Raw genomic sequence first — 25,589 nt, 5'->3', positions numbered from 1 at the left:
GGCGCTCTCACATCCCCCCGTGGAACGTGCGGGACAGCACGTCGAGCTGCTGCTCGCGCGTCAGTCGCACGAAGTTCACGGCGTAGCCGGACACCCGGATCGTCAGCTGCGGATAGGCCTCGGGGTTCTCCATGGCGTCGAGCAGCGTCTCGCGGTTCAGGACGTTGACGTTCATGTGGTACCCGTTGGAGCTGAAGTACGCGTCCAGCAGACCTGCCAGGTTGCGCGAACGCTCGTCCGCCGTGCGGCCGAGGCCCGCCGGCACGATCGTGTTGGTCAGCGAGATCCCGTCCTGGGCCTCCGTGTACGGCACCTTCGCGACCGAGAGGGCCGAGGCCAGCATCCCGTGGGTGTCGCGTCCGTTCATCGGGTTGGCGCCCGGGGCGAACGGCTCGCCGGCCCGGCGTCCATCGGGGGTGTTGCCCGTGGCCTTTCCGTAGACGACGTTCGAGGTGATGGTCAGCACGGACTGCGTCGGAAGCGCGTTGCGGTACATCGGGTGACGGCGAAGCTTCGCCATGAACCGTTCGACGAGCTCGACGGCGATCGCGTCCGCTCGGTCGTCGTCGTTGCCGTAGGCGGGGAAGACGCCCTCGGTGCGGTAGTCGACGACGATGCCGCGCTCGTCGCGGATCGGGGTGACGGTCGCGTACTTGATGGCGGAGAGGGAGTCCGCGGCGACCGAGAGCCCGGCGATGCCGAAGGCCATCGTGCGCAGCACGTCCTTGTCGTGGAGAGCCATCTCGAGACGCTCGTACGCGTACTTGTCGTGCGACCAGTGGATGCAGTTCAGCGCCTCCACGTAGGTCGCGGCGAGCCAGTCCATCATCCGGTCGAAGCGTGCGTCCACGTCGGCGTAGTCGAGGGGGCCGTCGCCGACGGGCGTCTCCTCGGGGGCGATCTGCTCGCCCGTGACCTCGTCGCGTCCGCCGTTGATGGCGTACAGGAGCGTCTTGGCGAGGTTCACGCGGGCGCCGAAGAACTGCATCTGCTTGCCCACCCGCATCGGGGAGACGCAGCAGGCGATGGCCGCGTCGTCGCCCCACTGGGCGCGGATGAGGTCATCCGACTCGTACTGGACGGCAGAGGTGTCGATCGAGACCTGCGCGCAGAAGTTCTTGAAGCCCTCGGGCAGCTGCTCGCTCCAGAACACGGTCATGTTCGGCTCGGGTGCGGGACCCAGGTTGTAGAGCGTCTGCAGGTAGCGGAACGAGGTGCGCGTCACCAGTGGACGACCGTCCTCGCCGACGCCGCCGATCGTCTCGGTCACCCAGGTCGGGTCGCCGGAGAACAGCTGGTCGTACTCGGGAGTGCGCAGGAATCGCACGATCCGCAGCTTGATCACGAAGTCGTCGACGATCTCCTGCGCTTCGCTCTCGGTGAGCAGTCCCCGTTCGAGGTCGCGCTGGACGAACACGTCGAGGAACGTCGAGGTGCGACCGAGCGACATCGCGGCGCCGTTCTGCTCCTTCACCGAACCGAGGTAGGCGAAGTAGAGCCACTGGACCGCCTCGCGAGCGGTCGTGGCGGGCCCGGAGATGTCGTAGCCGTAGGAGGCGGCCATCTGCTTCAGTTCGCCGAGGGCGCGGATCTGCTCGGCGTGCTCCTCGCGGGCGCGCACGATGTCCTCCGTGAACGGCGTCGTGTCCAGGCCGAGCTTGTCGATCTTCTTCGCGGCGATGAGCGCGTCGACACCGTAGAGCGCCACGCGGCGGTAGTCGCCGATGATCCGGCCGCGGCCGTAGGCGTCGGGCAGGCCCGTGATGATGTGCGACCGGCGAGCGGCGCGCACCGAGGGGGAGTACACGTCGAAGACGCCCTCGTTGTGGGTCTTGCGGTACTGCGTGTAGATCGCCTTGAGCGTCTCGTCGACCTCGTAGCCGTAGGTCTTGAGAGCGCCCTCGACCATCCGCCATCCGCCGTTCGGCATGATCGCACGCTTGAGCGGCGCATCGGTTTGCAGACCGACGATCAGCTCGTCGTCCTTCGCGATGTAGCCGGGCTGGTGAGCGGTGATGGCGGCGGGCGTGTAGGGGTCGATGTCGTAGACGCCGCGCTCGCGCTCCTCGGGGAACATGGCGGCCAGCGTGTTCCACACCCGCGTCGTCCGCTCGGTGGGGCCGGCGAGGAACGAACCGTCGCCGGTGTACGGGGTGTAGTTGCGCTGGATGAAGTCGCGCACGTCCACGCCGTCCTGCCACGGGCCGGCCGTGAAGCCGTCCCAGGCCTGGGGCTGGGCGTCCTGTGCGTCGCGGGAAACTCCTGCGGGGGTGACGATGCTCATGATGTCGCTTCCTTGTCCTCGTGGGGCCGGTCGCGTCGGGGTGGTGCTCGTCGTCGGGCGCCCGCCCGGCGGGCCTGTTGTCACGCTAGACCCGGGCTGCGGCGGTGTTCGGAGCATGCACGCCGTGAATAATCAAAGAGGTCAGACCACTGACTTCCTTGTGTGGGAACAACAAGGATTCCGGCACGCCAGGGACCAAGGTCCTGCGCACGGCAGGAGCCGCCGCAGAGCGGATGGATGCGGGCTCAGTCCTCGTAGGGAACGGGCCAACGTGGCTCGGGAACGGGCCACCCGGCATCCCGCAGCGCGCGGCGAGCGAGCTCGCGGGCGGAGTACGGCGTGCGCTGCCCGCGGATGTCGCGGTAGTCCTGGTGACCGGGTCCGGCCCAGAGGATCGCGTCGCCCTCGCCGACCAGCGCGACGGCCTCGACGATCGCCCGCTCGGGCGGCGAGAACTCGTGGATCTCGGCATCCGGACGCGCGCGGCGAGCCCCCTCGATGAGGGTCGCCCGGATGGAGGTCGGTTCCTCGAAGCGCGGATGATGGTCGGTGATGACGAGGATGTCGCTGCCCTCGACGCCGGTGCGCCCCATGTCATGGCGCTTCGTCGCGTCGCGGTCGCCGTCGGCGCCGAACAGCATCAGCACGCGGCCGGGGGTGACGCGACGGACCGCCGCCAGGGTCTTCTCGAAGGCATCGGGCGAATGCCCGAAGTCCACGTACACCGCGGGTCCCGCATCGCCCGACACCCGCTCGGTGCGACCCGGAAGATAGGCGTCGATGCGTGAGCCGTCCAACGCGTCCACGAGGCGCTGCCACGGATAGCCGCCTTCGTGCATCATGACGATCGCGAGCGCCGCGTTGGCCGCCATGTGGCGACCGATGACGGGCACCACCGTCTCGAGGCGCTCGCCGGCAGGACCGTGCAGCGCGAACCGCGTGCCTTCCTGGCGCTCGTCGATGATCTCGACGCGCCACTGGGCGGTCTCGGCGAGCCCGGCGTCGGCCGCGATGTCGGGCGTCGCGATGGTCGTGAAGGGGATCTCGCACCGGGCCACGACCTCGGCCGCCGCGGCGGAGTCGAGCGAGATGACGGCGCGACGGGCGCGGTCGGGGCGGAACAACGGAAGCTTCGCCTCGAGGTACTCCTGCATGTCGGCGTAGTCGTCGAGGTGGTCATGGGTGAGGTTCGTGAAAGCGGCGACGTCGAAGACGATCCCGTCCACACGGTGGCGGCTGAGCGCCTGCGCGCTCACCTCGACGGCGACGGCCTCGACGCCCCGCTCGCGCATGAGCGCGAGGAGGGCATGGAACTCGGATGCCTCGGGTGTCGTCAGGCGCGAAACGATCACCTGACCCGCGATGTGGCGCTCAGCGGTGGAGGAGAGCCCGGTGACGACGCCGAGCTGCGACAGCATGCCCTCGAGGAGGTGGGAGACGCTCGTCTTGCCGTTGGTGCCCGTGGTGGCGAACAGGAGCGGAAGGTCGTCGTCGACGCCCGTGCCGTACACCCACGCGGAAAGCTCGCCCATTCGCGCCCGCGGGTTCTCGAGGACGAGCACCGGGACGGCGGCCGTGCCGATGAGGTCGGCGCCCGCCGCATCCGTGATGATCGCGACCGCGCCGTGTTCGATCGCCTGCGTGGCGAACTCCGCGCCGTGGCGGTTCACGCCGCGGAGGGCGACGAACGCCTCACCCGGGCGGAGATCGGCCGTCGCGAGCGTGATCCCGTGCAGCGCGACGCCCCGCGCGTCGCCGTGGACCTCTGCTCCGAAGCGGTTCGCGAGGTCGTCCAGCGCCCGCGTCGGAGGGTTCTCTGGGCGCAGGACCGGGGGCAGATTCGCGGGCGATGACATGGCCCTCCATTCAATCAGACGCGGTCCGTGCTCGTGGCTCGCCGTGGCCGTGCACGGCTCGCTCAAAGCCGTCGCCGCTACGGTGGTGCGGTGACGATCCTCGCCTTCGTGATCGGTGTCGTGGTGCTCATCGTCGGCCTCGCCGTCTCGATCGCCCTCCACGAGATCGGTCATCTCGTGCCCGCCAAGGCCTTCGGTGTGCGCGTCGGTCAATACATGATCGGCTTCGGCCCGACGCTCTTCTCGCGCCGCCGCGGCGAGACGGAGTACGGCGTCAAGCTGCTGCCGCTGGGCGGCTACATCTCGATGGCCGGCATGTACCCGCCCGCGCCCGCGCTCGAAGAGGACGCGTCGACGCCCGGTCGCGCGGCTCGCAGGCGCGTGTCGTCCCGCTTCTTCGGCACGCTCGTGCAGGACGCGCGCGACGCCAACGCGGAGACGCTGATCGGCGCCGAGGATCGCACCTTCTACCGGCTCCCCGTCTACAAGCGGGTCATCATCATGCTGGGCGGCCCCTTCATGAACCTGCTCCTGGCGATCGTGCTCTTCACGATCCTCTTCAGCGGATTCGGCGTGCAGACGGCGACGACGACGGTCTCCTCGCTCAGCGAGTGCGTGCCGACGTCGTCCACATCCCAGGAGTGCGCATCATCCCCGGCACCGGCCGCGCAGGTCGGTCTCGAGCCGGGCGACACCATCGTCTCGATCGACGGCGAGGCCGTCGCAGACTTCACCGCGGCGACCGCCCTCATCCAGGCCTCGCCGGGCCGGGCGATGAGCTTCGTCATCGACCGCGACGGCACGCAGCGCACCGTGACGATCACGCCGGCAGCAGTCCCCAAGACGGACGACCCGAACACGGAGATCGGCTTCATCGGGGTGCGACCCACCGGCGCGCTGGTCGCTCAGCCGCTGTGGGCGGGTCCCCAGGCGGCGATCGAGAACGTGGGCGCCGTCGCCGGCATCATCGTCAAGCTGCCGGTGATGGTGGCCGAGACGGCATCGACCCTCGTCACGGGCGCCGAGCGCGATCCGAACGGACCGCTGAGCGTCGTGGGCGCGGGCGTGATCGCCGGCGAGATGGCGTCGTCATCCTCGCCGATCGTCAATCGCGTCGCGGGAATCGTCGGGCTGCTGGGCTCGCTCAACATCGCGCTGTTCGTCTTCAACCTCGTGCCTCTGCTGCCGCTCGACGGCGGTCACGTCGTCGTCGCTCTCTGGGACGGCATCAAGAGGTGGTGGGCGCGCATCGCGCACCGCCCCGCACCCCGCCCGGTCGATGCCACGAAACTCGTCCCGCTGACATTCGTCGTGGTGGCTGCCCTCGCGGTCATGGGCGGCGTGCTGATCCTGGCGGACCTGATCAACCCGCTGTCGCTGATCTGAGCCTCAGACGACCGCCGCGCCCAGTGCGGCGGAGATGAGACGCTCGAGGGTCCGCATCCCATCGCGGGACAGGATGGATTCGAGGTGCCCCTGCACCGAGGCGAATCCCTCTCCGCGCAGCGCATAGACGTCGCCGGACACCGGATCGGCCGACACCTCGACGTCGTCGATGACCGAGGTGCCCGGCGCGACGCGAGCGGTGAAGGTGTTGTAGAAGCCGATGGATGCGGGCTCCCCGAACACGTCCACCTCGAGTTGCAGGCCCTGGTGCGGGCGCGCGAGCGGTGCGAGCGCGATGCCGAGGCGATCCGCGAGGATCTGATGGCTCAGGCACACGGAGAGCAGCGGTCGGCCGGCATCCAACCGGGAGCCGACGATCTCGCGCATTCGACGGATGCGGTCGCTCTCGTCGTCGCGCGGATCGCCGGGGCCGGGGCCCGCGATCACCAGGTCGGCCGCATCGAGCGCGGCGGCGTCCGCAACGCTCCAGTCGACGATCGTCGTCTCGAGACCGAGGTGTCGCAGCTGGTGCGCGAGCATCGTCGTGAATCGGTCCTCCGCATCCACGACCACCGCCGTGCGGCCCGCGAACGGACCGTCGGCGGAGCCGCCCTGCGGGTTCAACCAGAACGCCGCGAGGCGGGCGTTGCGCGAGGCGAGGAGCGCGGCGATGTCCGGGTCGTCCGCGAGCGGGCGGGCAGCGGCGGGTGCGTCGGGGTCGGCGACGCGCGTGCGGGGGACGGCACCGATGGCGCCCAGCACACCCGCGGCCTTGCCGTGCGTCTCGCCGACTTCGCCGTCCGGGTCCGAGTGGCGCACGAGCGTCGCGCCGACCGGCACCCGCAGGCGACCGTCGACGAGGTAGGCGGTGCGGATGAGGATGGGGGCGTCGAGGTCGTGGCCGGTGCCCGCCGCATCCGCCGTCGGGGTGAACAGCGCCGCGACGCCCGAGTAGTAGCCGCGCGGTTCGGTCTCGTGTCGCGCGATCACGGTGCAGGCGTTCTGCATGGGCGAGCCGGTGACCGTCGGCGCGAACATCGTCTCGCGCAGGATCGTGCGAGGGTCGAGCCGCGACGAGCCGCGCAGCATGTACTCCGTGTGCGTGAGCCGCGACATCTCCTTGAGGTGCGGGCCCGTGATGCGTCCGCCGTCGGAGCACACGGCGCTCATCATCTTGAGTTCCTCGTCGACGACCATGAAGAGCTCTTCGGTCTCCTTGGTGGACTCCAGGAACTCGGCCAGCGTCTCGACCGTCGCGCCGTTGTCGGGGTGGCGGAAGGTGCCGGAGATGGGGTTCATCGTGACGATGCCGCCCTGCGCGCTCACGTGGGCCTCGGGGCTCGCGCCGACCGCGACGTGTCCGTCGGTGACCACCGCGAAGGTCCAGTACGCACCGCGCTCGTGCTCGAGCAGGGCTCGGAACCAGGTGAGCGCGGTGACGCGCGGATCGGCCGCCACCGACGCGGTGAAGTCCCGACGGATGACGAAGTTCGCGCCCTCGCCGCGACCGATCTCGTCGGCGATGACGGTGCGGACGATGCCCGCGTACGTCTCGTCCGACATGTCGAAGCCCGCATCCTCCAGGGGGATCGGGGCCGTGGGAAGGGCCGCGAGCACCTCGTCGCGAGGGAGAGCGCGGTGGTCCGTCACGACGAGGCACCGCAGCGGCGCGCCGTCGTCGTGGCAGACGAAGCCGCGCTCGCGCACCTGCCGGTACGGCACCAGTGCCAGCACCTCGCGAGGGGTGCCGTCGGCGTCGTGCAGCGGGATGTCGGCGAGCAGCTCGACGTCCACGACATCGCCGGTGAGCACCTCGACGGTGTGCGTGTCACGCGCGATGAGCGCGAAGGGCGCTGCGGATGCGGTCAGCTCGCTGAGCAGGGAGGCGGCGTTGTCCATCTTGGTCGTTCCTTCGTCCAGAAAGCGGCCGCCTCATGAAGAAGGACCGCCCGGGGGCGGTCCGTGTCGCACACGCACACCGCCTACGCGGTGTGCCACCAGCAGCGGTTCGTGTGCATGGCGAGAAAGTACCACATCCGCCCAAGGGAGCTCGGCGACCCCGGGCTGACGCGGGCGCAAGCCTCGGTCCCTACACAGCAGCGGGCGCGTAGGCTGATCGCGTGCCAGCCGTGAACCTCGGGATGCCGCGCGTCCCGGAAATCCTCGCCCCGCGCCGCAAGAGCCGTCAGATCCGGGTCGGCAAGGTGCTCGTCGGCGGAGACGCGCCCATCAGCGTGCAGTCGATGACGACCACCAAGACGACCGACATCAACGCGACGCTGCAGCAGATCGCGGAGCTGACCGCATCCGGGTGCGAGATCGTGCGCGTGGCGGTTCCCAGCCAGGACGACGCCGATGTGCTGCACATCATCGCCAAGAAGAGCCAGATTCCCGTCATCGCCGACATCCACTTCCAGCCGAAGTACGTGTTCCAGGCCATCGACGCCGGGTGCGCCGCGGTCCGGGTGAACCCGGGCAACATCCGCCAGTTCGACGACAAGGTGGGCGAGATCGCCAAGGCCGCATCGGCGGCGGGCGTCTCGCTCCGCATCGGCGTCAACGCGGGTTCGCTCGACAAGCGTCTGTTGGAGAAGTACGGCAAGGCCACTCCCGAGGCGCTCATGGAGAGCGCCGTCTGGGAGGCGTCGCTGTTCGAGGAGCACGACTTCCACGACTTCAAGATCTCGGTCAAGCACAACGACCCGGTCGTGATGGTGAAGGCGTACCGCCTGCTCGCCGAGAGGGGGGACTGGCCGCTGCACCTGGGCGTCACCGAGGCCGGTCCTGCCTTCCAGGGGACGATCAAGTCGGCGACCGCGTTCGGCATCCTGCTCTCGGAGGGCATCGGCGACACCATCCGTGTCTCGCTCTCCGCGCCGCCGGCCGAGGAGGTCAAGGTCGGCCACCAGATCCTGCAATCGCTGAACCTGCGCGAGCGCAAGCTCGAGATCGTGTCGTGCCCCTCGTGCGGCCGCGCCCAGGTCGACGTCTACACCCTCGCCGACGACGTCACCGAGGGTCTGAAGGACATGACCGTGCCGCTGCGTGTGGCGGTCATGGGCTGCGTCGTCAACGGACCCGGTGAGGCGCGAGACGCCGACCTCGGTGTCGCCAGCGGCAACGGCAAGGGGCAGATCTTCGTCAAGGGCGAGGTCGTGAAGACCGTGCCCGAGAGCGAGATCGTCGCGACCTTGATCGCGGAGGCCAATCGCATCGCCGCCGAGATGGGCCCCGATGCTCCGCTGGGCACCGCCCAGGTCGTCACCGCCTGACCCTCCCGCATCCGCCCGGCTTCTCTCTTGCCGGTTGCCGGTTGCCGGTCCTCGGGCGAGAGCGCCCCGCGTCCCGGTGACGGATGCGGGGCGTTCGCTGTCGTGGGTCAGCTCCAGAGGGAGTGGTAGGCGTTGATCGCCGGCTGGCCGCCCAGGTGCGCGTAGAGCACCGTGGAGTCCTTGGGGATGTCGCCGGATCCGACGAGATCGATGAGACCCGCAAGCGACTTGCCCTCGTAGACGGGGTCGGTGATCATCGCCTCGAGCTGAGCGCCGAGGGCGATCGCCTCCATGGTCGAGTCGACGGGGATGCCGTACAGCTCACCCGCCCAGCCTTCGAGCACCTGGATCTCGTCGTCGCGTAGGCCGCGCCCGAGTTCGATGAGCTCGGCCGTCGCACGTGCGATGCGCCCGACCTGGTCGCGCGTCTTGGCGAGCGTGGCGGATGCGTCGATGCCGAGCACCCGGCGCTTGACACCCGTGAGGTCCTCGAGCGCCGCGAAGCCCGCGATCATCCCTGCGTGCGTGGAGCCGGTCACCGTGCACACGACGATCGTGTCGAAGAACACGCCGAGCTGCTTCTCCTGCTCTGCGACCTCGAACGCCCAGTTGGCGAAGCCGAGACCGCCCAACGGGTGCTCGGATGCGCCCGCGGGGATCGGATACGGCGTGCCGCCGGCATCCTCCACCTCCGAGAGAGCCTGCCGCCACGAGTCGCGGATGCCGATGTCGAAGCCCGCGTCGTCGAGCCGCGAGTCGGCTCCCATCATGCGTGAGAGCAGGATGTTGCCGACCCTGTCGTTCGTCGGGTCGTCCCAAGGGACCCACTTCTCCTGCACCAAGCGCGCCTTCAACCCGAGGTGGGCGGCGACGGCGGCGACCGCGCGGGTGTGGTTCGACTGGTACCCGCCGATCGACACGAGGGTGTCCGCTCCCGAAGCGAGCACGTCGGGAACGATGTACTCGAGCTTGCGGACCTTGTTGCCGCCGAAGGCGAGCCCGCTGGAGACGTCTTCGCGCTTCGCCCACACCTGGGCGCCGCCGAGGTGCTGGCTGAGACGCTTCAGGTGCTGCAACGGGCTGGGCCCGAAGGTGAGCGGGTGCCGGGGGAACTGGTCGAGCTTCATGCGGAGTGCTCCTCGGAGGTCTGGGTGGCGGGGGTCGGGTGCGGTTCCTCGACGGTGAGGCTCTGCCAGGTCTGCTCGGCGAGGGCCGCGGCGCCGGCGACGTCGCCGGCCGCGCACAGCTCGATGAGTCGGGCGTGGCGCGCCGCCGAGGCGTGCCCCTCGGTCGAGCCGAAGCGCAGGCGCTCTGCCCGCTGGAGGACGGGTTCGTACTGCGCCAGAACGGTCCGCACCGCGGCGTTTCCGGATGCGGTGAGCGCGACGTCGTGGAATGCGTGGTCGGCGGCGAGGGCCGCCTCGACGTCGCCGGCCGCGTGCGCGGCGGTGAAGGCGGCGTTCGCGTCCCGCATCCGCTCGATGTCGTCCGCCGTCAGGCGGGGGACCGCCGTCTCGATCGCCAGCCGGTGCATGGCCGCGACGACCGCTTGCGCGTCACGGACACTTTGCGGGTCGATCGGCGCGACGACGGTGGAGCGACCCGGGAGCGCGCGGACGAGCCCGGATCGGCCGAGCTCCAGCAGGGCTTCACGGACCGGCGTACGGCTCACCCCGAGCCAGGCGGCGATTTCCGTGTCGCGCAGTTGTTCGTCGGGCGCGAGGGTGCCGTCGACGATCGCGTCGCGAAGACGGAGGTAGACCTCGTCGCGCAGCAAGGACCGGGGCGGGAGCGTCTGCGAGGGAATCGGCATGCAATATATTGCGCACGGTAGACGCCGTTCGGTCAAATCGGCGCGCCGTCCCGCGACACCCGCACGACGAGTGGTGCAGATGTGAACACAGCTGGTCTCTGAGGCCTGGAACATGCGCCCCGCCGTGCACGGGTCATCGGGTTCGGATGAATCTTCGCAGTTCGGGAACCAACTTCGTGATGCCGGACACTTCAGAGTGTGAGAGATGCTGAAGCCGCGTTGTGGCAACGGGTGCGTGCCGGCGATGAATCGGCTCTGGGGGATGTGTTCGATCTGCATCAGGAGCGTGTGTTCCGGCATGCGTTCCGGTTGCTCCGCGATCATGCGGATGCGAAGGATGCGGTGGCGGTGGGCTTCTTCGAGCTGTGGCGCAGACGCGCCGCCGTGCGGGTCGTGGACGGATCGGTGCTGCCCTGGCTGCTGGTGGCGGTGGCGAATGCGGCGCGGAACCTCGAACGTTCGACGCGCCGATACCGCCCGTTGCTGGCGCCCGTGCCGGCGAGCCACGGCGACGCCGAGCCGTCAGGTTCGAATGCCGGCGCGGCCCTGGAGGCTCTGGGGAAGCTGCCGGCGAGCGAGAGGGCTGTCGTGGTTCTGGCGGTACTCGAGGGGTTCTCGGAGCGCGATGTCGCTTACGCGCTCGGCGTGCCGCCGGGAACGGTGAGGTCGAGGTTGGCGCGGGCGAGAGCAAGGCTGCGCGACGAGATGGTCGAGATGGAGGCGTCATGGGCGTGAACGACGACCGGCTCTCCGCCGGCGAACAGAACGAGCTGCGCGCGCTGGTGACCGCGGGAGCGGGCCGGATGCGTGCCGCGAAGCGGCGTCGGATGCAGGCGATCACCGGCGGTGCCGCGGTGCTGCTGGTCGCAGCGGTGGTGGGCGCGGTCGCACTGACGGCGCTCGGCAGCCCGGACCGCATTGCGACACCGGTCGCGACCACCGTGACGACAAAGACCCCCACGCCTCAACCCACTGCCACCGAACAGACTGAGGATCCGGCTGCGGCCGTGCGAGGTGTCGCACCCTTCGGCGGAGAATGCGCGAATGCGCTCACCACAGGAGCGGTCGGCGACTTCTACGGCGTCCAGATGACGCTGATGGCGGATGCCTGGTCAGACGGCTCCGTCGCCTTGCAGGGGGGATTGAGCTGCACGTGGAGCAATGACCCCGGATACGGTGAGCAGAAGCTCACCCTGTGGGCATACCCCCTGAGTGTCGTCGAGCCCTACCTCGCCGGGCTCGAGGAAGCGCCGGGCTGCGGTGCGGAGGCCTCCTACTGCGCTCGGAGCGAATCCCGCGACGGGCTGTGGGTGTACATCCGCGCGTCGGCGGTGGGGAGCTCGCCGGACCCGACTGAGGTGATGAACGCAGCATTCGAGAACGCGGCGCAGTGGCCGAGTGCTGCACCCGCCGCCCCCACGGCTCAGTGGTGGCCGCCGGTCGCCTGTGATGACCTCACCGCGTCAGTCGATATCGCGGGTGCTCTCGGGATGCCGGTGAGTGTGGCTGAGGCGTCGCCGCCTCAGGGGCAGTCGCCGACGGAGATCTCACCCGGCCAGATTCCGGGCAAGCGTGGAGCTGCGGGTGGTTGTGCCTTCGTCGCGAGCCCTATCCACGACGTGTCTGTGAAGACGGTCTCCGGCGGGGCGGCCTACGCGACGGGGTTTGCTGCCGTCGACGGTGCATCGCCGTTCACCGTGCGCGGCGGCTACGCGGCGTGGACGCTGCCCGACTACGACCCGTGGGAAGGGCACAACAGGTACGTCGTCGTGTCCGACGGAGTCAATCTCGTTCGCGTCGGTACGAGCCTCGTCGACGGCTCGCCGAGCGATGATGCGCTGGGGGAGCTGGGTGTGCGGGTCATCGAGGCGCTGAACGGAACGGTGGGTTGAGAGAGATGGGCGAGGCCGACGTGACGGACGCGATGCGGGGCCGAGAGAGCGCAGCCTGGGTACGGCTGCGCGCCGGCGACGAGTCGGCGTTGGGGGAGATGTTCGACCTGCACCAGGGGCGGGTGTTCCGGCACGCGTTCCGACTGTTGGGGGATCACGAGGACGCGAAGGACGCCGTGGCGGTGGCGTTCTTCGAGTTGTGGCGCAAGCGGGGCTCGGTCCACGTGGTGGACGGGTCCGTGTTGCCGTGGCTGCTGGTCACGGTGGCGAATGCGGCGCGGAATCTGGAGCGGTCGGCGCGGCGCTATCGGGCGTTGCTGGCGAAGACTCCCGCGGAGCGCCACGTCGATGCGCCGTCGGCGTCGGATGAGAGCGGGGTGCTCGCCGCGCTGAGGAAGCTGCCGGAGCGGGAGCGGGCTGTCGTGGTGCTGGCGGTGCTGGAGGGGTTCTCCGAACGGGAGGTCGCCGAGGCGCTCGGCATCGCGCCGGGGACGGTCAAGTCGAGGTTGGCGCGGGCGAAGGCGAAGCTGCGCGACGAGATGGTCGAGGTGGAGGCGTCATGGGTGTGAACGACGACCGGCTCTCCGCCGGCGAACAGAACGAACTCCGCGCTCTGGTGACGGCGGGTGCGGGGCGGATGCGTGCCGCGAGGCGGCGCCGGATGCAGGCGATCACGGGTGGCGCCGCGGTGCTGCTGGTCGCGGCGGTCGTGGGGGCGGTCGCGCTGACCGCGCTGGGCAGCCCGGACCGGGTCGCCACCCCCATCGAGACCACCATGAGCCCATCGCCCACACCCACACTGACGCCCACGCCCACGCCCACGCCCACACCGGAGCCGGACCCTGCTTCGCAGGCGTTGGGGGGAGATTGCGCGCGCGTCATGTCCGACGACGAGGTTGCGCTCATCATCGGACCGGGAGCCGAAGCGCGTCACGCGCACACTCAGCCTGCGGCGCTCGGCGGTCTCTCCTGCGAGTGGTTGGCCAGTGGGAGCCAGGGCCAATATGTGTTGTTGATGGTCGGCGTGTACCCGTTGGCCGCAGTGCCCGAAGACATTCGAGTACGCGGCTCCGAGCCCGAGTGCGGAATGGTCGGTTGCTTCTTCGCCGGCCAGTTTGGCGACGCGTGGGTCGTTGCCCAAACGGCCGACGAAGATATGGCTCGAAGGGTGGTCGATCTGGTCGGGCCGCGCGCCCAGGCCGAGCCCGGTCGTCCGGGAGTGGTGGATGCAGCTGTCTCACTGCCCGAGTGCGCGGCTGTTGAAACTGCCGCCGGTCAGGAATTGGGGGCTCCCACGATTCCGTTCCAAGGTGACAGTCTTCCCATGGGCATCGAGTGGGACCTTCTCGAGGAGACCGGGGTGGCGCAGTACTGCACCTTCTGGACCGATACCGATCTCTCGAGGGCAGAGGTCTTCCTGTCGCGAGGGTCGACCGACATCGATGGCGAACGTCTCGCTTCGATCGGAGGAACGCCGATCGCACTGGCCGACGGTACGACCGTCTGGCTTGTGCCCGCGTCGGACACCCAAGCGGCGATGGCGCTGGGGGCGACGGGAAACGCCGTGCTGCAGGTCGTCTGGGCGGGCGGCGACACCGAACGCTTGCCCGGTCTGTGGCAGGCCCTCAACGCGACGCTCGGCTGAGCCCGGGCCGCCGTGGGTGATCGCGCTCACGGCGGCCCGCCGCATCCGTAGACTGGGAATCGTGGTCACACGTCTGTCAACGTTCTTTCTCCGCACGCTCCGCGAGGACCCCTCCGACGCCGAGGTCGCCAGCCACAAGCTGCTGATCCGCGCCGGCTACATCCGACCGCAGGCGGCCGGCATCTTCGCGTGGCTCCCGCTGGGGCTGCGGGTGAAGGCGAAGATCGAGACGGTCGTGCGTGAGGAGATGGCCGCCGCGGGTGCGCAGGAGGTGCACTTCCCGGCGCTCATGCCCCGGGGCGCGTACGAGGCCACGGGCCGCTGGGACGAGTACGGCGACCTCCTGTTCCGTCTCCAGGACCGCAAGGGCGGCGACTACCTGCTCGCCCCGACGCACGAAGAGGCCTTCACGCTGCTCGTGAAGGACCTCTACTCGTCCTACAAAGACCTCCCGCTGACGATCTACCAGATCCAGGACAAGTACCGCGACGAGGCCCGCCCCCGCGCCGGTCTCCTGCGCGGGCGCGAGTTCACGATGAAGGACGCCTACTCCTTCGACGCGACGGATGCCGGACTCGACGCCTCCTACCAGGCCCAGCGCGACGCCTACGAGCGCATCTTCCAGCGCCTCGGTCTCGAGTACGTCATCGTCCAGGCGGATGCGGGGGCAATGGGCGGGTCGCGCTCCGAGGAGTTCCTGCACCCGACCCCCGTCGGCGAGGACACCTTCGTGCGCTCAGCGGGAGGGTACGCGGCCAACGTCGAGGCCTACACGACAGCGGTGCCCGAAGCGCGTCCGATCGACGGTCTGCCGGAGCCGGTCGTCTTCGACTCGCCGAACACTCCGACGATCGCGACCCTCGTCGACCACATGAACGCGGTGCTCGAGGGCGGGTACACCGCCGCCGACACGCTCAAGAACGTCGTGCTCGCGCTCACGCACCTCGACGGCTCGCGCGAGCTCGTCGTCATCGGACTGCCCGGCGATCGCGAGGTCGACGACAAGCGCGTGGAGGTCGCGTTCGCGCCGGCCGAGGTCGCGCCCGCCACCGAGGCGGACTTCGCCGCCCACCCGCTGCTGGTCAAGGGCTACATCGGCCCCTGGTCGCCCGAGGGCGCCGTGCTGGGCGAAGAGTCCGCCACCGGCATCCGCTACCTGCTCGACCCGCGTGTCGTCGACGGCACGAGCTGGGTCACCGGCGCCAACATCGATCAGAAGCACGTGCACTCGCTCGTCGCGGGCCGTGACTTCTTCGCCGACGGCACGGTGGACGTCGCGAACGTCCGTGAGGGCGACCCCGCTCCCGACGGCTCCGGGCCTGTCACGCTCGCGCGCGGCATGGAGATCGGGCACGTCTTCCAGCTCGGCCGCAAGTATGCCGAGGCGCTCGGCCTCAAAGTGCTCGACGAGAACGGCAAGCTCGTCACCGTCACGATGGGCTCCTACGGGATCGGCGTCACCCGCATCCTCGCGATCATCGCCGAGCTGAACAACGACGAGAAGGGTCTCATCTGGCCCGCCTCGGTCGCGCCCTTCGACGTGCACGTCGTGGCCGCGGGTCGCGATGCCGCGGTCTTCGAGCTCGCGGAGCAGGTCAGTGCAGAGCTCGATTCCCGCGGTTTCGACGTGCTGTACGACGACCGACCCAAGGTCTCGCCCGGAGTGAAGTTCGGGGACGCCGAGCTGGTCGGCATCCCGCGGGTCGTCGTCGTCGGCCGTGATGCGGCCGACGGTGTCGTCGAGGTGTGGGACCGTCGCACGGGCTCACGCGAGAAGGTCGCGCTCGAGACGGCCTACCGGCTGTTGCAGGAGGGCTGAGCCTCAGCTCTCGGATGCCGGCGCGCCCCGCAGCCAGGGGCGGCCGAGGGGCAGCAGCCGGCGGTGCATCGTGCGCCACAGGAACTTCTCGACGAGCATGTAGAGCGCCAGGGCGGATGCGGCCAGCAGCAGCACCGATCCGGCGGAGCCCAGCGCCGGCTCGCCGATGAAGGCTCCGGCGGACTGCAGCCCGAGTCCGCCGGCGACACAGATCAGGGTGGTCGGCAGGACCCGGTTGTGCAGTGCCCCCGGCACGGCGAACAGGAGCGCCAGCACGGCGAAGATCAGCGAGAAGAGTCCGCGCGCCTGCGCGGTCACCTCGAAGAAGCCGAGCTCCTCGCCCAGCAGGAATCCGGGCACGACGATCCAGTACCAGCCGAAGGCGTTGTAGACGATGAAGTGGAAGTCGTCGCCGATGAAGTAGGACAGCATGCCGGCCGTGACCTGCACGACGCCGCCGAAGGCTGCTCCGATCCAGAACACCGGGTTCTCGTCCTGCAATCCGAGATGCGCGAGCTGGGCGGTCAGGGTCGCGATCACGAAACCGAGCAGTCCGATGAGTCCGGGATCTGCCGGCTGGAACGGGTAGCCGCGGAAGGCGGGGGAGGACGTCATCTCGCTCCTTGGTCGACGGGTATCGTGCCAGCTTGCCGTTCCTGCGCGCAGCTCGGCAACAATCGGTCGACCTCGCGCGTCTCAGAGGCGGGCGTATCGTGCGCGGAACATGCAGAACAGCCCGTAGGCGATCAGCCCGCCGCCCACCGCGATCGCGATGACCGGTCCCGCGGGCAGCTCGAGAAGGGACTGCACGGCGCCGTCGAGGCCACCCGCCTCCTGCGGATCGACGCGGACCGCGGCCACGCTCAGCAGCACGCCGACCGTCGCCAGCGAGACTCCTTTGGCGACGTAGCCGACGACGCCCAGCGCCACCACCACAGTCCCCATCACCCCGGCCGGCACCGACAGCTTCTTCCGGAAACTCCGCCTGCCACCGATCACGCCGAACGCGATGCCCGCCACGAAGACTCCTCCTCCGACCGCGCCGAGGATGAACGGTCCGCCCGGAATCGAGAGGACTCCGCTGCTCGTCTCCTTGACGCTCGTGTCTCCATCCGATCGGCCGCCGACCGCCACGAGGACAGCGGTCGCGCCGAGTGCGGCGAACGCCGCAGCCTGACCCGTCTCGGACAGTCGTCGAGACCACGAGCCCCTCTCGCCCGTGCCGGCGAAAGCCGCCACCGCGTGCCACAGCGCCAACGCGACGAGCGCGAGCGCCACCGCCCAGAGCGCGATGAGACCGAAGGGTGAGGCCGCCAGCGCTCGGAACGCCCCGGACTGATCGGCATCGCCGTCGCCGCCGAATGCGACGGCGAGCACGATGCCGCCCAGCATGACGTGGACGATGCCGGTGGCCGTGTAGCCCGCCTTCGCGAGTGTGCGCAGACGCGGGTCGCTCTCGAGACGACGGGCGGTCTTCTTCGGAGTGCTCATCGACGCAGAATACGATCTCGCGCGCCCGGAGCCGAGGGGTTGCCGGGCGTGCGGGGCCGGGGGATCTGCGCGCCTACAATGTCCCGATGCCCGAACACGTTCCGCTGCGCCGTCGACTGCGGGTCAGCGCCCTGCCGGGCCTGTTGGATGCCGCTCCGGCGCGTGTCGTGCTGCTCATCGGTGTCGTCGTCGTCGTGCTCGGCCTGCTCATCGTCATCCGCCCGCTCGCCTCGCTCGTGCTGCTCGGACTGTACGTCGGGCTGAGCGTCATCGTCTCCGGCGTGCTCGAGCTGGTGTCGCGCCGCGCGGGGCCCGCCTGGTGGACCCGTCTGATCGCGCTGCTGTGGATCGCGGGCGGGGTCGTCATCCTCGTCTGGCTCGGACGCAGCATCGAGCTGCTGCCTCCGACTCTCGCCGTGCTGCTCGTCGTCGGCGGTCTGGCATCCATCGGCGACGCGCTCGCCCGGGGCGTGGCCAGCGTCCGTGTGCTCTCGGCCGTCTGGGGCGGCGCGCAGGTCTCGTTCGGCGTCCTGTCGCTGACCTGGCCCGATGTGACGCTGCTCGTCGTCGCGGTCGTCTTCGGTGTGCGCACCATCGTCTTCGGTATCGGACTCATCGCCCGCGGCGTACGCACCCGGAACGGACGCGCGGAGACCGAAGACCGGGTGCGGGCGGCTCCCTCGCGCCGCCGCAGGGTCCTCCGCGCGGCGGGCCGCTACGCGTTGTCATTCGTGCTCGTGGTCAGCACGGTGGGTGGCTTCGGTCTGAACGACTGGCTCCGCGAGGGCGCGCCCGTCGTCGACGCCTTCTACGATCCTCCCGCGCACGTTCCCGAGGGACACGGACAGCTGATCCGCGTGGGCGAGTACGGCGGGCGTGAGCCCGATCGCGGCGAGGTGCAGCGCATCCTCTACACGACGCGCTCATCGACCGGCGCCCCCGCCGTCGGCAGCGGGATGGTGATCATCCCCGACGACCCGCCGCCCGGCCCCCGGCCGGTGCTGCTGTGGAACCACGGCACGACGGGCGTGGCACGCGGCTGCGCCCCGAGCCTCGCCGACGGCACGGCGACGAAGTGGGCGATCCCCGCCCTCGAGCGCATGCTGGCACGCGGCTGGGTCGTCGTCGCCCCCGACTACAGCGGTCAGGGCGCGCCCGGAGACTTCCCCTACCTGATCGGCACGGGCGAGGCGCGCTCGGCGCTGGACGCGGTGCTGGCGGCGGGCGAGATCGAGGATCTCGTGCTGTCGCCCGAGACCGTCGTGTGGGGGCACTCGCAGGGCGGCCATGCCGCGCTGTGGACGACCATGCTCGCACCGGAGTACACGCCGGGCATCGACGTCCTCGGCACGGCCGCGTTCGCTCCCGCCGCCGATCCCGTCGCCCTCGCGAGCGAGCTGACCGGAGGCGACGCGGGCGCGATGCTGACGGTGCTCGTGTCCTGGGTGATCGTGCCGTACGCCGACACGTACTCGGATGTGCGGCTCGAGGACTACGTGACGACGGGGGCGCGCTCCTTCATCAGGGAGATGACGCAGCGGTGCTTGAGCGAGCCGGGCGTGATGGTCTCGGCCTTGACGGCGCTGGGGCTCAGCGAGGACACCCCGTTCGACACCGCCGAGCTCACGCGCGGCGCGCTCGGCCGACGTCTCGCGGAGAACGTTCCGACGGGACCCTGGGACACTCCGCTGTTCATCGCGTGGGGCACGAACGACGAAGTCCTGCCCACGAAGACGCAACGCGACCTGGTGTCGAGGTTGTGCGACGCGGGAGAGCGCGTGCGGGCCGTGCCGGTGGCGGGGCGCGGGCATCAGGACATCCTGCAGCCGCGTTCCGGAATGCTCACCTCGCTCGTGCGCTGGACGAACTCGCTGCGCGCCGACGTGGTACCCGAGACCGTCTTCGACGACTGCGGCGGATGAGGCCGGATCGGGTAACGTAGGGGGGATGCGGCGGCGTCGCCCGCCGCGAAGAGCTGAATATAGGAGGTCACCGTGGATATCGATCTCGGACTGCTGCGTACCGTCGAGCGCGAGAGGGAGATCCCCTTCGACGAACTCGTCGCCATCATCGAGCAGGCGATCCTGACCGCCTACGCGAAGCACACCTCGCCGACCGGCGAGCTGCCCGAGGGTGCACGCTCTCACCTCGACCGCAAGACCGGGCACGTCGGAGTGTTCATCCCCGTGCGCGACAAAGAGGGCGTCATCGTCGGCGAGGAGGAGAGCACGCCGGAGGACTTCGGTCGCATCGCCGCGTTCGCCGCCAAGCAGGTCATCAACCAGCGGCTGCGCGACATCGCAGACGACGCCGTGCTGGGAGAGTTCCGCGGCAAGGAGGGCGACATCGTCGCCGGCGTGATCCAGCAGGGCCCGAACCCTCGTATGGTCCACGTCGACCTCGGCACCGTCGAGGCGATCCTGCCGCCCGAGGAGCAGGTGCCCGGCGAGGACTACCGCCACGGCTCCCGCATCCGCGTCTACGTGACCTCCGTCGCCAAGGGCACGAAGGGGCCGGCGATCACGGTGTCGCGCACGCACCCCGGGCTCGTCCGCAAGCTCTTCGCGCTCGAGGTGCCCGAGATCGCCGCCGGCGTGGTCGAGATCGTCGCGCTCGCGCGCGAGGCGGGCCACCGCACCAAGATGGCCGTGCGCACCGACGATCCGTCGATCAACGCGAAGGGTGCCTGCATCGGCGAACTCGGCCGTCGTGTGCGCGCCGTCACAGAGGAGCTGAACGGCGAGAAGATCGACATCGTCGACTATCACGCCGACCTCGCGACCTTCGTGGCCAACGCCCTCTCGCCCGCCAAGGTGACGTCCGCATTCGTGTTGGACCAGAGCACCAAGGCCGTTCGTGCGCTGGTTCCTGACTACCAACTCTCCCTGGCGATCGGCAAAGAGGGACAGAACGCCCGCCTTGCCGCGAAGCTCACCGGGGCGAAGATCGACATCCAGCCCGACAGCATCCTGGAGAGCTGACGCGTCCCTGACCCCCTCGGTCGACAGGTGTAAGATGGAACCCGTACGAACGTGCGTCGGATGTCGCACGCGTGCTCCCCGGAAAGACCTCCTGCGGGTTGTCTGCGTGGATTCCGCGCTCGTCATCGACGAGCGCGGGGCACTGCCGGGCAGAGGCGCGTGGGTCCACGAGACGCCCGAATGCATGGATGCCGCCCTGAGGCGCCGTGCGTTCGTGCGGGCATTGCGTGTGTCAGGCCCGCTTGACACGCAGACCATCGAGAAACGGCTGAACGGCTATGGACACAAAGTGAACGGCTCGAAATGAGACCCGTCCGCGACTAACGGTCTGCCCTGTCCTGGGTAGGCCCCCAAGACAGGAGAATTGTGGCAAAACCACGCGTGCACGAGATCGCTTCCGAGCTCGGCGTCGACAGCAAGGTCGCGCTTGCGAAGCTGAAGGAGCTCGGCGAGTTCGTCAAGAGCCCCTCATCCACCATCGAGCCCCCGGTGGCTCGTAAGCTCCGTGCTGCCCTCGAGGCAGACGGGGTCGCGGCGCCCGCCGCCGCACCCAAGCCCGCGAGCGGCGCCCGCCCGGGCCCGGCTCGTCCCGCGGCACCGCGCCCGCAGGCTCCGACCCCGGCGGCTCCGGCTGCCCCGGCCGCCGAGACGCCTGCCCCGACGCCGGTCGAGTCTGCGGCACCCGCCGCATCCGCACCCGCTGCTCCGGCGGCTCCCGCCGCGCCCGCTTCGGGCTCGACCTCCGCCGCAGCGACCCCGGGCGCCCCCAAGCCCGGCGGTGCTCCCAAGCCCGGCGGTGCGACCCCGCCGCGTCCGGGCGGCGCGCCGCGCCCCGGCAACAATCCGTTCGCGAGCGCGCAGGGCATGGGTCAGCGCCCCGCAGGCCCCCGTCCCGGCAACAACCCGTTCGCGAGCGCGCAGGGCATGGGCCAGCGCCCCTCGCCCGGCAACATCCCGCGTCCGCAGGCACCGCGCCCCGGTGCCCCTCGTCCCGGCGCTCCGCGTCCGGGCGGTGCCGGTCGTCCCGGCGGCGGCGGTCGTCCCGGCGCTCCGTTCCAGCAGCGTCCCGGCGGTCCCGGTCGTCCCGGCGGTGCCGGTGGCTTCCAGCGGCCCGGTGCCCCCGCGGGCGGCGGCTTCGCCGGTCGTCCCGGTGGCGGCGGTGGCCGCGGCCGTGGTCCCGGCGGTGGCACCGCGGGTGCCTTCGGTAAGGGCGGCGGCAAGTCGCGCCAGCGCAAGTCGCGTCGGGCGAAGCGGCAAGAATTCGAGATGCGGTCGGCGCCGGTCGTCGGCGGCGTCAACGTCCAGAAGGGCAACGGCGAGATCATCCGCCTGCGTCGCGGTGCTTCCATCGCCGACTTCGCGGACAAGCTCGAGGCGCTGCGCGGGTACACCGTGCAGCCCGGAACCCTGGTGACCATCCTGTTCAACCTGGGCGAGATGGCGACGGCGACTGAGTCGCTCGACGAGGCCACCTTCGAGGTGCTCGGCGAGGAGCTCGGCTACAAGATCCAGATGGTCTCGCCCGAGGACGAGGACAAGGAGCTCCTCGAGGGCTTCGGTCTCGACCTCGAGGCCGAGCTGGAGGCGGAGAGCGAGGACGACCTCGAGATCCGTCCTCCGGTGGTGACCGTCATGGGTCACGTCGATCACGGTAAGACCCGACTGCTCGACGCGATCCGCCAGACGAACGTCGTGGCGGGCGAGGCCGGTGGCATCACCCAGCACATCGGTGCGTACCAGGTGTGGACCGAGCACGAGGGCATCGAGCGCGCGATCACCTTCATCGACACCCCGGGTCACGAGGCGTTCACCGCCATGCGTGCCCGTGGTGCGCAGGTGACCGACATCGCGATCCTCGTGGTCGCCGCCGACGACGGCATCATGCCGCAGACGGTGGAGGCCCTCAACCACGCGCAGGCCGCTCAGGTGCCGATCGTCGTGGCCGTCAACAAGGTCGACAAGCCCGATGCCAACCCGGCCAAGGTGCGTCAGCAGCTCACCGAGTACGGACTCGTCGCCGAGGAGTACGGCGGCGACGTCATGTTCGTCGACGTCTCGGCCCGTCAGGGGACCAACATCCAGGAGCTGCTGGACGCCGTCCTGCTGACCGCGGATGCCGGCCTCGACCTCACGGCGAACCCGAACAAGGCTGCGCGCGGTGTCGCAATCGAAGCGAAGCTCGACAAGGGCCGTGGATCGGTGGCCACCGTGCTCATCCAGTCCGGAACGCTGCGCGTCGGTGACGCGATCGTCGCGGGAACGGCCTACGGGCGCGTGCGCGCCATGATCGATGAGAACGGCGACCCGGTGGAGGAGGCCTGGCCTTCTCGCCCGGTGCAGGTGCAGGGTCTGAACTCCGTCCCGCGCGCAGGCGACGTCTTCATCGTCACCGAGGAAGACCGCCTCGCCCGTCAGATCGCCGAGAAGCGCGAGGCCGCCGAGCGCAACGCGCAGCTGGCCAAGGCCCGCAAGCGCATCTCGCTCGAGGACTTCACCCGCGCGCTCGAAGAGGGCAAGGTCGAGTCGCTCAACCTCATCATCAAGGGCGACGTTTCCGGTGCCGTCGAGGCGCTGGAGGAATCGCTGCTCAAGATCGAGGTCGACGACTCCGTGCAGCTGCGCATCATCCACCGCGGTGTGGGTGCGATCACCGAGTCCGACATCAACCTGGCGACGATCGACAACGCGATCGTCATCGGCTTCAACGTCCGTCCCGACACGAAGGCCCGCGAGCGCGCCGCTCGCGAGGGCGTCGACGTCCGCTTCTACTCCGTCATCTACAACGCGATCGATGACGTCGAACAGTCCCTCAAGGGTCTGCTCAAGCCGGAGTACGAAGAGGTCCAGTCGGGTGTCGCCGAGATCCGCGAGGTGTTCCGCTCCTCGAAGTTCGGCAACATCGCCGGTGTCATCGTGCGCTCGGGAACCATCACCCGCAACGCGAAGGCGCGCGTCATCCGCGACGGCGTCGTCATCGCCGACGGGCTGGCGATCGAGTCGCTGCGCCGCTTCAAGGACGACGTCACAGAGGTGCGTACGGACTACGAAGCCGGTATCGGCCTCGGCAAGTACAACGACATCCAGATCGGCGACGAGATCGAGACGACCGAAATGGTGGAGAAGCCGCGCGGCTGATCCTCCGGTTGCCACGGACTCGGATGTCCGTCCTCGGCAAGAACGGGGCCCCTGCCCCGATTGCCTCGGACGGACATCCGAGTCCTCCGCAGTTCCCGAGTCCACGCCGGTGGTTTTGAGAGAGGGAGAAGAAGGACATGGCCAGTGAACGGCAGGCGAGGCTCGCCGACCGCATCCGCGTGCTCATCGCCGAGCGGCTCGAGAAGGGGCTGCGCGATCCGCGTCTCGGCTTCGTGACCATCACGGACGTGCGCGTGACAGGAGACCTGCAGCACGCGTCGGTGTTCTACACGGTGCTGGGTACCGAGCAGGAGCGTCTCGACTCCGCGGCGGCTCTGACCGCGGCGACGGGCATGCTGCGCAGCGAGGTGGGGCGCAAGCTCGGCGTGCGTCTGACGCCCACGCTGGAGTTCATTCCCGACGGCGTTCCCGAGAACGCCGGTCACATCGAAGACCTGCTGCGAGAGGCGCGCGAGCGTGACAGCGCCGTGGCGGGACTTGCCGCATCGGCCCAGTACGCCGGTGACGCCGACCCCTATGTCTCCCGCGAGGACGACGAGGACTGATTCTTCATCGGGGCGCGGTCAACGCGCGTCCCCAGGCGTAGGCCCGTTCGAGCTCTCCCTGCTCGAGCGGGCCTTCGCGCGATGTCACCACGAAGTCGGCCGTCTCGGAGACGACGAGTGCATGGCGCCTGACCGCGCGCGCAATCGACTTCGCCGCCGAACCGACGAGGAACGACCGTCCTTGCCGCGTGTCGAAGGCCGCCACCCGAGCCGGCGGGCTCTCCACGATGAGTCTGGCGAGCCACTCGCGGACTCCCGGCGCGTGGGGGACAGCGGCACCGTGGGAGCGCGCGTCTGCGCGGCTCGACGGTGTCGGCAGCGTGAACGCGTGAGTCGGCGCGCCGATGATGAGCAGCCCGAGTGACGCGGAGAGGGAGGACGGTGCGTCCGCGACCGCACACAGTGTGAGCGCGTCAGAACGCTCTCCGGCGCCGCGGGCGATCTCCTCGGCCACCTGGCGGGTGTTGCCCCAGAGCGATTCGTAGACGATCAGCGTCTCCACGCCCCGCACCGTACGCCGGTGGGACGCGTGGTTCCGGCCCGCCGACCGGGATTAACAGAGGAGAGCTCAGCGAGGGAGGCGGAGCTCGCCGTCGACGGCCTCTGCCAGCCCGTCCGCAACCAGGGAGTCGATCGCGCGATCGCGCTGCAGGGCGTCGGGCCAGTCCGCGACCACCTCCTCGATGGCGATCGCATGATCGGATGCCTCGCGCAGCTGTTTGAGGACCGCGCCGCGCGCCTGTCGGTCACTGCCCTCGTACCGCGCCTGCTTACGGCGGGTGTCGCCCGTGTCGGGATAGCCTGCTGCGCGCCATGCGCACACCGCGCGGAGCGGACATTCGGCGCATCGAGGGCTGCGCGCCGTGCACACGAGTGCACCGAGCTCCATGGCGGCGGCGTTCACAACGGCGGCCGTGGCCGCATCCGCGGGGAGGAGCGCGTCCATCGCCGCGAGGTCGCGTCGGGAGGGAGGGCCGGGCTGCGCCTGGCCGTCGATCGCTCGGGCGATGACGCGCCGCGTGTTGGTGTCGACGACAGGGTGGTGGTCGCCGTACGCGAAGACGGCGACTGCACGTGCGGTGTAGTCGCCGATCCCGGTGAGAGCGAGGAGCTGATCGACCTCGCGCGGCACGACGCCGTCATGCCGATCGCGGATCTCGACAGCCGCACGGTGCAGCCACAGCGCGCGACGGGGGTAGCCCAGATTCGCCCACTGGCGAACGGCGTCGGCCGGTGCCGCCTTCGCGAGCGCCGTGGGAGTGGGCCACAGGGCGAGCCAGGCCTCGAGGTGGGGGATCACGCGGTTCACCGGGGTCTGCTGGAGCATGAACTCGCTCACGAGGACACCCCACGCGCCGAATGCGGGCGCGCGCCACGGAAGATCGCGCGCGTTGTCGCGGTACCAGGCGACGAGCGCTGGGGCGAGATCCGGCATCCCTCCAGCCTAGG

Annotated in this window: 21 protein-coding genes; 12 read left to right on the top strand and 9 right to left on the bottom strand. The window is 69.8% G+C overall.

The features are described from left to right. Positions 1 to 7 precede the first annotated feature (7 nt). A complete protein-coding gene (gene pflB / locus LXM64_RS11350) occupies positions 8 to 2,284 on the bottom strand; it encodes a formate C-acetyltransferase (RefSeq protein WP_234073295.1) in 2,277 nt (758 codons plus the stop codon). Between the two features lie 245 nt (positions 2,285 to 2,529). Further along, positions 2,530 to 4,140: a Mur ligase family protein gene (locus LXM64_RS11345; protein ID WP_234073294.1), complete on the bottom strand. Its 1,611-nt coding sequence runs from the start codon at positions 4,138 to 4,140 to the stop codon at positions 2,530 to 2,532. Positions 4,141 to 4,230: 90 nt separating this feature from the next. Here LXM64_RS11345 and LXM64_RS11340 point away from each other — a divergent pair, with 90 nt between their 5' ends. Beyond that, complete coding sequence (locus tag LXM64_RS11340) at positions 4,231 to 5,526, top strand: M50 family metallopeptidase (RefSeq protein ID WP_234073293.1); 1,296 nt, start codon at positions 4,231 to 4,233, stop codon at positions 5,524 to 5,526. Between the two features lie 3 nt (positions 5,527 to 5,529). Here the strand turns inward: LXM64_RS11340 and LXM64_RS11335 are convergent, their stop codons facing one another. Next, positions 5,530 to 7,425: an anthranilate synthase family protein gene (locus LXM64_RS11335; RefSeq protein ID WP_234073292.1), complete on the bottom strand. Its 1,896-nt coding sequence runs from the start codon at positions 7,423 to 7,425 to the stop codon at positions 5,530 to 5,532. A 242-nt stretch (positions 7,426 to 7,667) separates the two neighbouring features. Here LXM64_RS11335 and ispG point away from each other — a divergent pair, with 242 nt between their 5' ends. After that, positions 7,668 to 8,798 (top strand): flavodoxin-dependent (E)-4-hydroxy-3-methylbut-2-enyl-diphosphate synthase, encoded by a 1,131-nt coding sequence (gene ispG, locus LXM64_RS11330; protein ID WP_234075467.1) that lies wholly within the window; start codon positions 7,668 to 7,670, stop codon positions 8,796 to 8,798. A 107-nt stretch (positions 8,799 to 8,905) separates the two neighbouring features. Here ispG and LXM64_RS11325 read toward each other — a convergent pair whose 3' ends face one another. Both LXM64_RS11325 and LXM64_RS11320 read right to left on the bottom strand, forming a co-directional pair. Next, entirely contained in the window at positions 8,906 to 9,925 is a 1,020-nt protein-coding gene (locus tag LXM64_RS11325) for a 1-aminocyclopropane-1-carboxylate deaminase (protein WP_234073291.1), read from the bottom strand. Beyond that, positions 9,922 to 10,611, bottom strand: a complete 690-nt coding sequence (locus LXM64_RS11320) for a GntR family transcriptional regulator (RefSeq protein WP_234073290.1) — start codon at positions 10,609 to 10,611, stop codon at positions 9,922 to 9,924. The genes LXM64_RS11325 and LXM64_RS11320 overlap by 4 nt, the downstream gene beginning before the upstream one ends. A 198-nt stretch (positions 10,612 to 10,809) precedes the next feature. On the opposite strand from LXM64_RS11320, the gene LXM64_RS11315 reads away from it, so the two are divergent. The 5 genes from LXM64_RS11315 (at position 10,810) to LXM64_RS11295 (ending at position 15,967) form a co-directional block, all read left to right on the top strand. After that, positions 10,810 to 11,346 (top strand): RNA polymerase sigma factor, encoded by a 537-nt coding sequence (locus tag LXM64_RS11315; RefSeq protein ID WP_234073289.1) that lies wholly within the window; start codon positions 10,810 to 10,812, stop codon positions 11,344 to 11,346. Further along, complete coding sequence (locus LXM64_RS11310) at positions 11,337 to 12,503, top strand: hypothetical protein (RefSeq protein ID WP_234073288.1); 1,167 nt, start codon at positions 11,337 to 11,339, stop codon at positions 12,501 to 12,503. The genes LXM64_RS11315 and LXM64_RS11310 overlap by 10 nt, the downstream gene beginning before the upstream one ends. 5 nt (positions 12,504 to 12,508) lie before the next feature. After that, the gene (locus tag LXM64_RS11305) at positions 12,509 to 13,072 is read left to right on the top strand and encodes an RNA polymerase sigma factor (protein ID WP_234073287.1); all 564 of its coding nucleotides are present in this window, start codon (positions 12,509 to 12,511) and stop codon (positions 13,070 to 13,072) included. Continuing rightward, positions 13,063 to 14,148: a hypothetical protein gene (locus tag LXM64_RS11300; protein ID WP_234073286.1), complete on the top strand. Its 1,086-nt coding sequence runs from the start codon at positions 13,063 to 13,065 to the stop codon at positions 14,146 to 14,148. Before LXM64_RS11305 ends, LXM64_RS11300 begins: the two co-directional genes overlap by 10 nt. A 61-nt stretch (positions 14,149 to 14,209) precedes the next feature. Further along, the gene (locus LXM64_RS11295; protein ID WP_234073285.1) at positions 14,210 to 15,967 is read left to right on the top strand and encodes a proline--tRNA ligase; all 1,758 of its coding nucleotides are present in this window, start codon (positions 14,210 to 14,212) and stop codon (positions 15,965 to 15,967) included. Between the two features lie 3 nt (positions 15,968 to 15,970). On the opposite strand, the gene LXM64_RS11290 is transcribed toward LXM64_RS11295, so the two are convergent. Both LXM64_RS11290 and LXM64_RS11285 read right to left on the bottom strand, forming a co-directional pair. After that, positions 15,971 to 16,582 (bottom strand): acetate uptake transporter family protein, encoded by a 612-nt coding sequence (locus LXM64_RS11290; protein WP_234073284.1) that lies wholly within the window; start codon positions 16,580 to 16,582, stop codon positions 15,971 to 15,973. Between the two features lie 81 nt (positions 16,583 to 16,663). Beyond that, positions 16,664 to 17,458, bottom strand: coding sequence for a DUF1206 domain-containing protein (locus tag LXM64_RS11285; protein WP_234073283.1), 795 nt, complete (start codon positions 17,456 to 17,458; stop codon positions 16,664 to 16,666). An 86-nt stretch (positions 17,459 to 17,544) separates the two neighbouring features. Here LXM64_RS11285 and LXM64_RS11280 point away from each other — a divergent pair, with 86 nt between their 5' ends. The 5 genes from LXM64_RS11280 (at position 17,545) to rbfA (ending at position 24,140) form a co-directional block, all read left to right on the top strand. Next, positions 17,545 to 19,380 (top strand): lipase family protein, encoded by a 1,836-nt coding sequence (locus LXM64_RS11280; protein ID WP_234073282.1) that lies wholly within the window; start codon positions 17,545 to 17,547, stop codon positions 19,378 to 19,380. 72 nt (positions 19,381 to 19,452) lie between these two features. After that, positions 19,453 to 20,439 (top strand): transcription termination factor NusA, encoded by a 987-nt coding sequence (nusA, locus tag LXM64_RS11275; RefSeq protein WP_234073281.1) that lies wholly within the window; start codon positions 19,453 to 19,455, stop codon positions 20,437 to 20,439. A 34-nt stretch (positions 20,440 to 20,473) separates the two neighbouring features. Further along, positions 20,474 to 20,746, top strand: coding sequence for a YlxR family protein (locus tag LXM64_RS11270; protein ID WP_137416507.1), 273 nt, complete (start codon positions 20,474 to 20,476; stop codon positions 20,744 to 20,746). 59 nt (positions 20,747 to 20,805) lie between these two features. Beyond that, positions 20,806 to 23,574, top strand: a complete 2,769-nt coding sequence (infB, locus tag LXM64_RS11265; protein WP_234073279.1) for a translation initiation factor IF-2 — start codon at positions 20,806 to 20,808, stop codon at positions 23,572 to 23,574. A gap of 137 nt (positions 23,575 to 23,711) precedes the next feature. Next, positions 23,712 to 24,140, top strand: coding sequence for a 30S ribosome-binding factor RbfA (gene rbfA, locus LXM64_RS11260; protein ID WP_137416508.1), 429 nt, complete (start codon positions 23,712 to 23,714; stop codon positions 24,138 to 24,140). A 4-nt stretch (positions 24,141 to 24,144) separates the two neighbouring features. Here rbfA and LXM64_RS11255 read toward each other — a convergent pair whose 3' ends face one another. Together LXM64_RS11255 and LXM64_RS11250 are read right to left on the bottom strand one after the other, a co-directional pair. Then, on the bottom strand, positions 24,145 to 24,642 hold the full coding sequence (locus tag LXM64_RS11255) for a flavodoxin family protein (protein WP_234073278.1): 498 nt from the start codon (positions 24,640 to 24,642) through the stop codon (positions 24,145 to 24,147). 66 nt (positions 24,643 to 24,708) lie between these two features. Continuing rightward, positions 24,709 to 25,575 carry an A/G-specific adenine glycosylase gene (locus LXM64_RS11250; RefSeq protein ID WP_234073277.1) on the bottom strand — a complete coding sequence of 289 codons (867 nt, stop codon included), beginning with the start codon at positions 25,573 to 25,575 and terminating at the stop codon, positions 24,709 to 24,711. Positions 25,576 to 25,589 lie beyond the last annotated feature (14 nt).

This window comes from Microbacterium binotii, from assembly GCF_021398715.1.
Taxonomy (GTDB): domain Bacteria; phylum Actinomycetota; class Actinomycetes; order Actinomycetales; family Microbacteriaceae; genus Microbacterium; species Microbacterium binotii_A.
Note: the sequence above shows the minus strand (reverse complement) of the source record. Positions and strands in the feature narration are given on the sequence as shown.

Bases quoted from the DNA above. Each gene is read 5' to 3' on its own strand.
- pflB (WP_234073295.1), bottom strand. From the start codon at position 2,284: ATGAGCATCGTCACCCCCGCAGGAGTTTCCCGCGACGCACAGGACGCC.
- LXM64_RS11345 (WP_234073294.1), bottom strand. From the start codon at position 4,140: ATGTCATCGCCCGCGAATCTGCCCCCGGTCCTGCGCCCAGAGAACCCT.
- LXM64_RS11335 (WP_234073292.1), bottom strand. From the start codon at position 7,425: ATGGACAACGCCGCCTCCCTGCTCAGCGAGCTGACCGCATCCGCAGCG.
- ispG (WP_234075467.1), top strand. From the start codon at position 7,668: ATGCCGCGCGTCCCGGAAATCCTCGCCCCGCGCCGCAAGAGCCGTCAG.
- LXM64_RS11325 (WP_234073291.1), bottom strand. From the start codon at position 9,925: ATGAAGCTCGACCAGTTCCCCCGGCACCCGCTCACCTTCGGGCCCAGC.
- LXM64_RS11320 (WP_234073290.1), bottom strand. From the start codon at position 10,611: ATGCCGATTCCCTCGCAGACGCTCCCGCCCCGGTCCTTGCTGCGCGAC.
- LXM64_RS11310 (WP_234073288.1), top strand. From the start codon at position 11,337: ATGGGCGTGAACGACGACCGGCTCTCCGCCGGCGAACAGAACGAGCTG.
- LXM64_RS11305 (WP_234073287.1), top strand. From the start codon at position 12,509: ATGGGCGAGGCCGACGTGACGGACGCGATGCGGGGCCGAGAGAGCGCA.
- LXM64_RS11300 (WP_234073286.1), top strand. From the start codon at position 13,063: ATGGGTGTGAACGACGACCGGCTCTCCGCCGGCGAACAGAACGAACTC.
- LXM64_RS11290 (WP_234073284.1), bottom strand. From the start codon at position 16,582: ATGACGTCCTCCCCCGCCTTCCGCGGCTACCCGTTCCAGCCGGCAGAT.
- LXM64_RS11285 (WP_234073283.1), bottom strand. From the start codon at position 17,458: ATGAGCACTCCGAAGAAGACCGCCCGTCGTCTCGAGAGCGACCCGCGT.
- LXM64_RS11280 (WP_234073282.1), top strand. From the start codon at position 17,545: ATGCCCGAACACGTTCCGCTGCGCCGTCGACTGCGGGTCAGCGCCCTG.
- LXM64_RS11270 (WP_137416507.1), top strand. From the start codon at position 20,474: ATGGAACCCGTACGAACGTGCGTCGGATGTCGCACGCGTGCTCCCCGG.
- rbfA (WP_137416508.1), top strand. From the start codon at position 23,712: ATGGCCAGTGAACGGCAGGCGAGGCTCGCCGACCGCATCCGCGTGCTC.
- LXM64_RS11250 (WP_234073277.1), bottom strand. From the start codon at position 25,575: ATGCCGGATCTCGCCCCAGCGCTCGTCGCCTGGTACCGCGACAACGCG.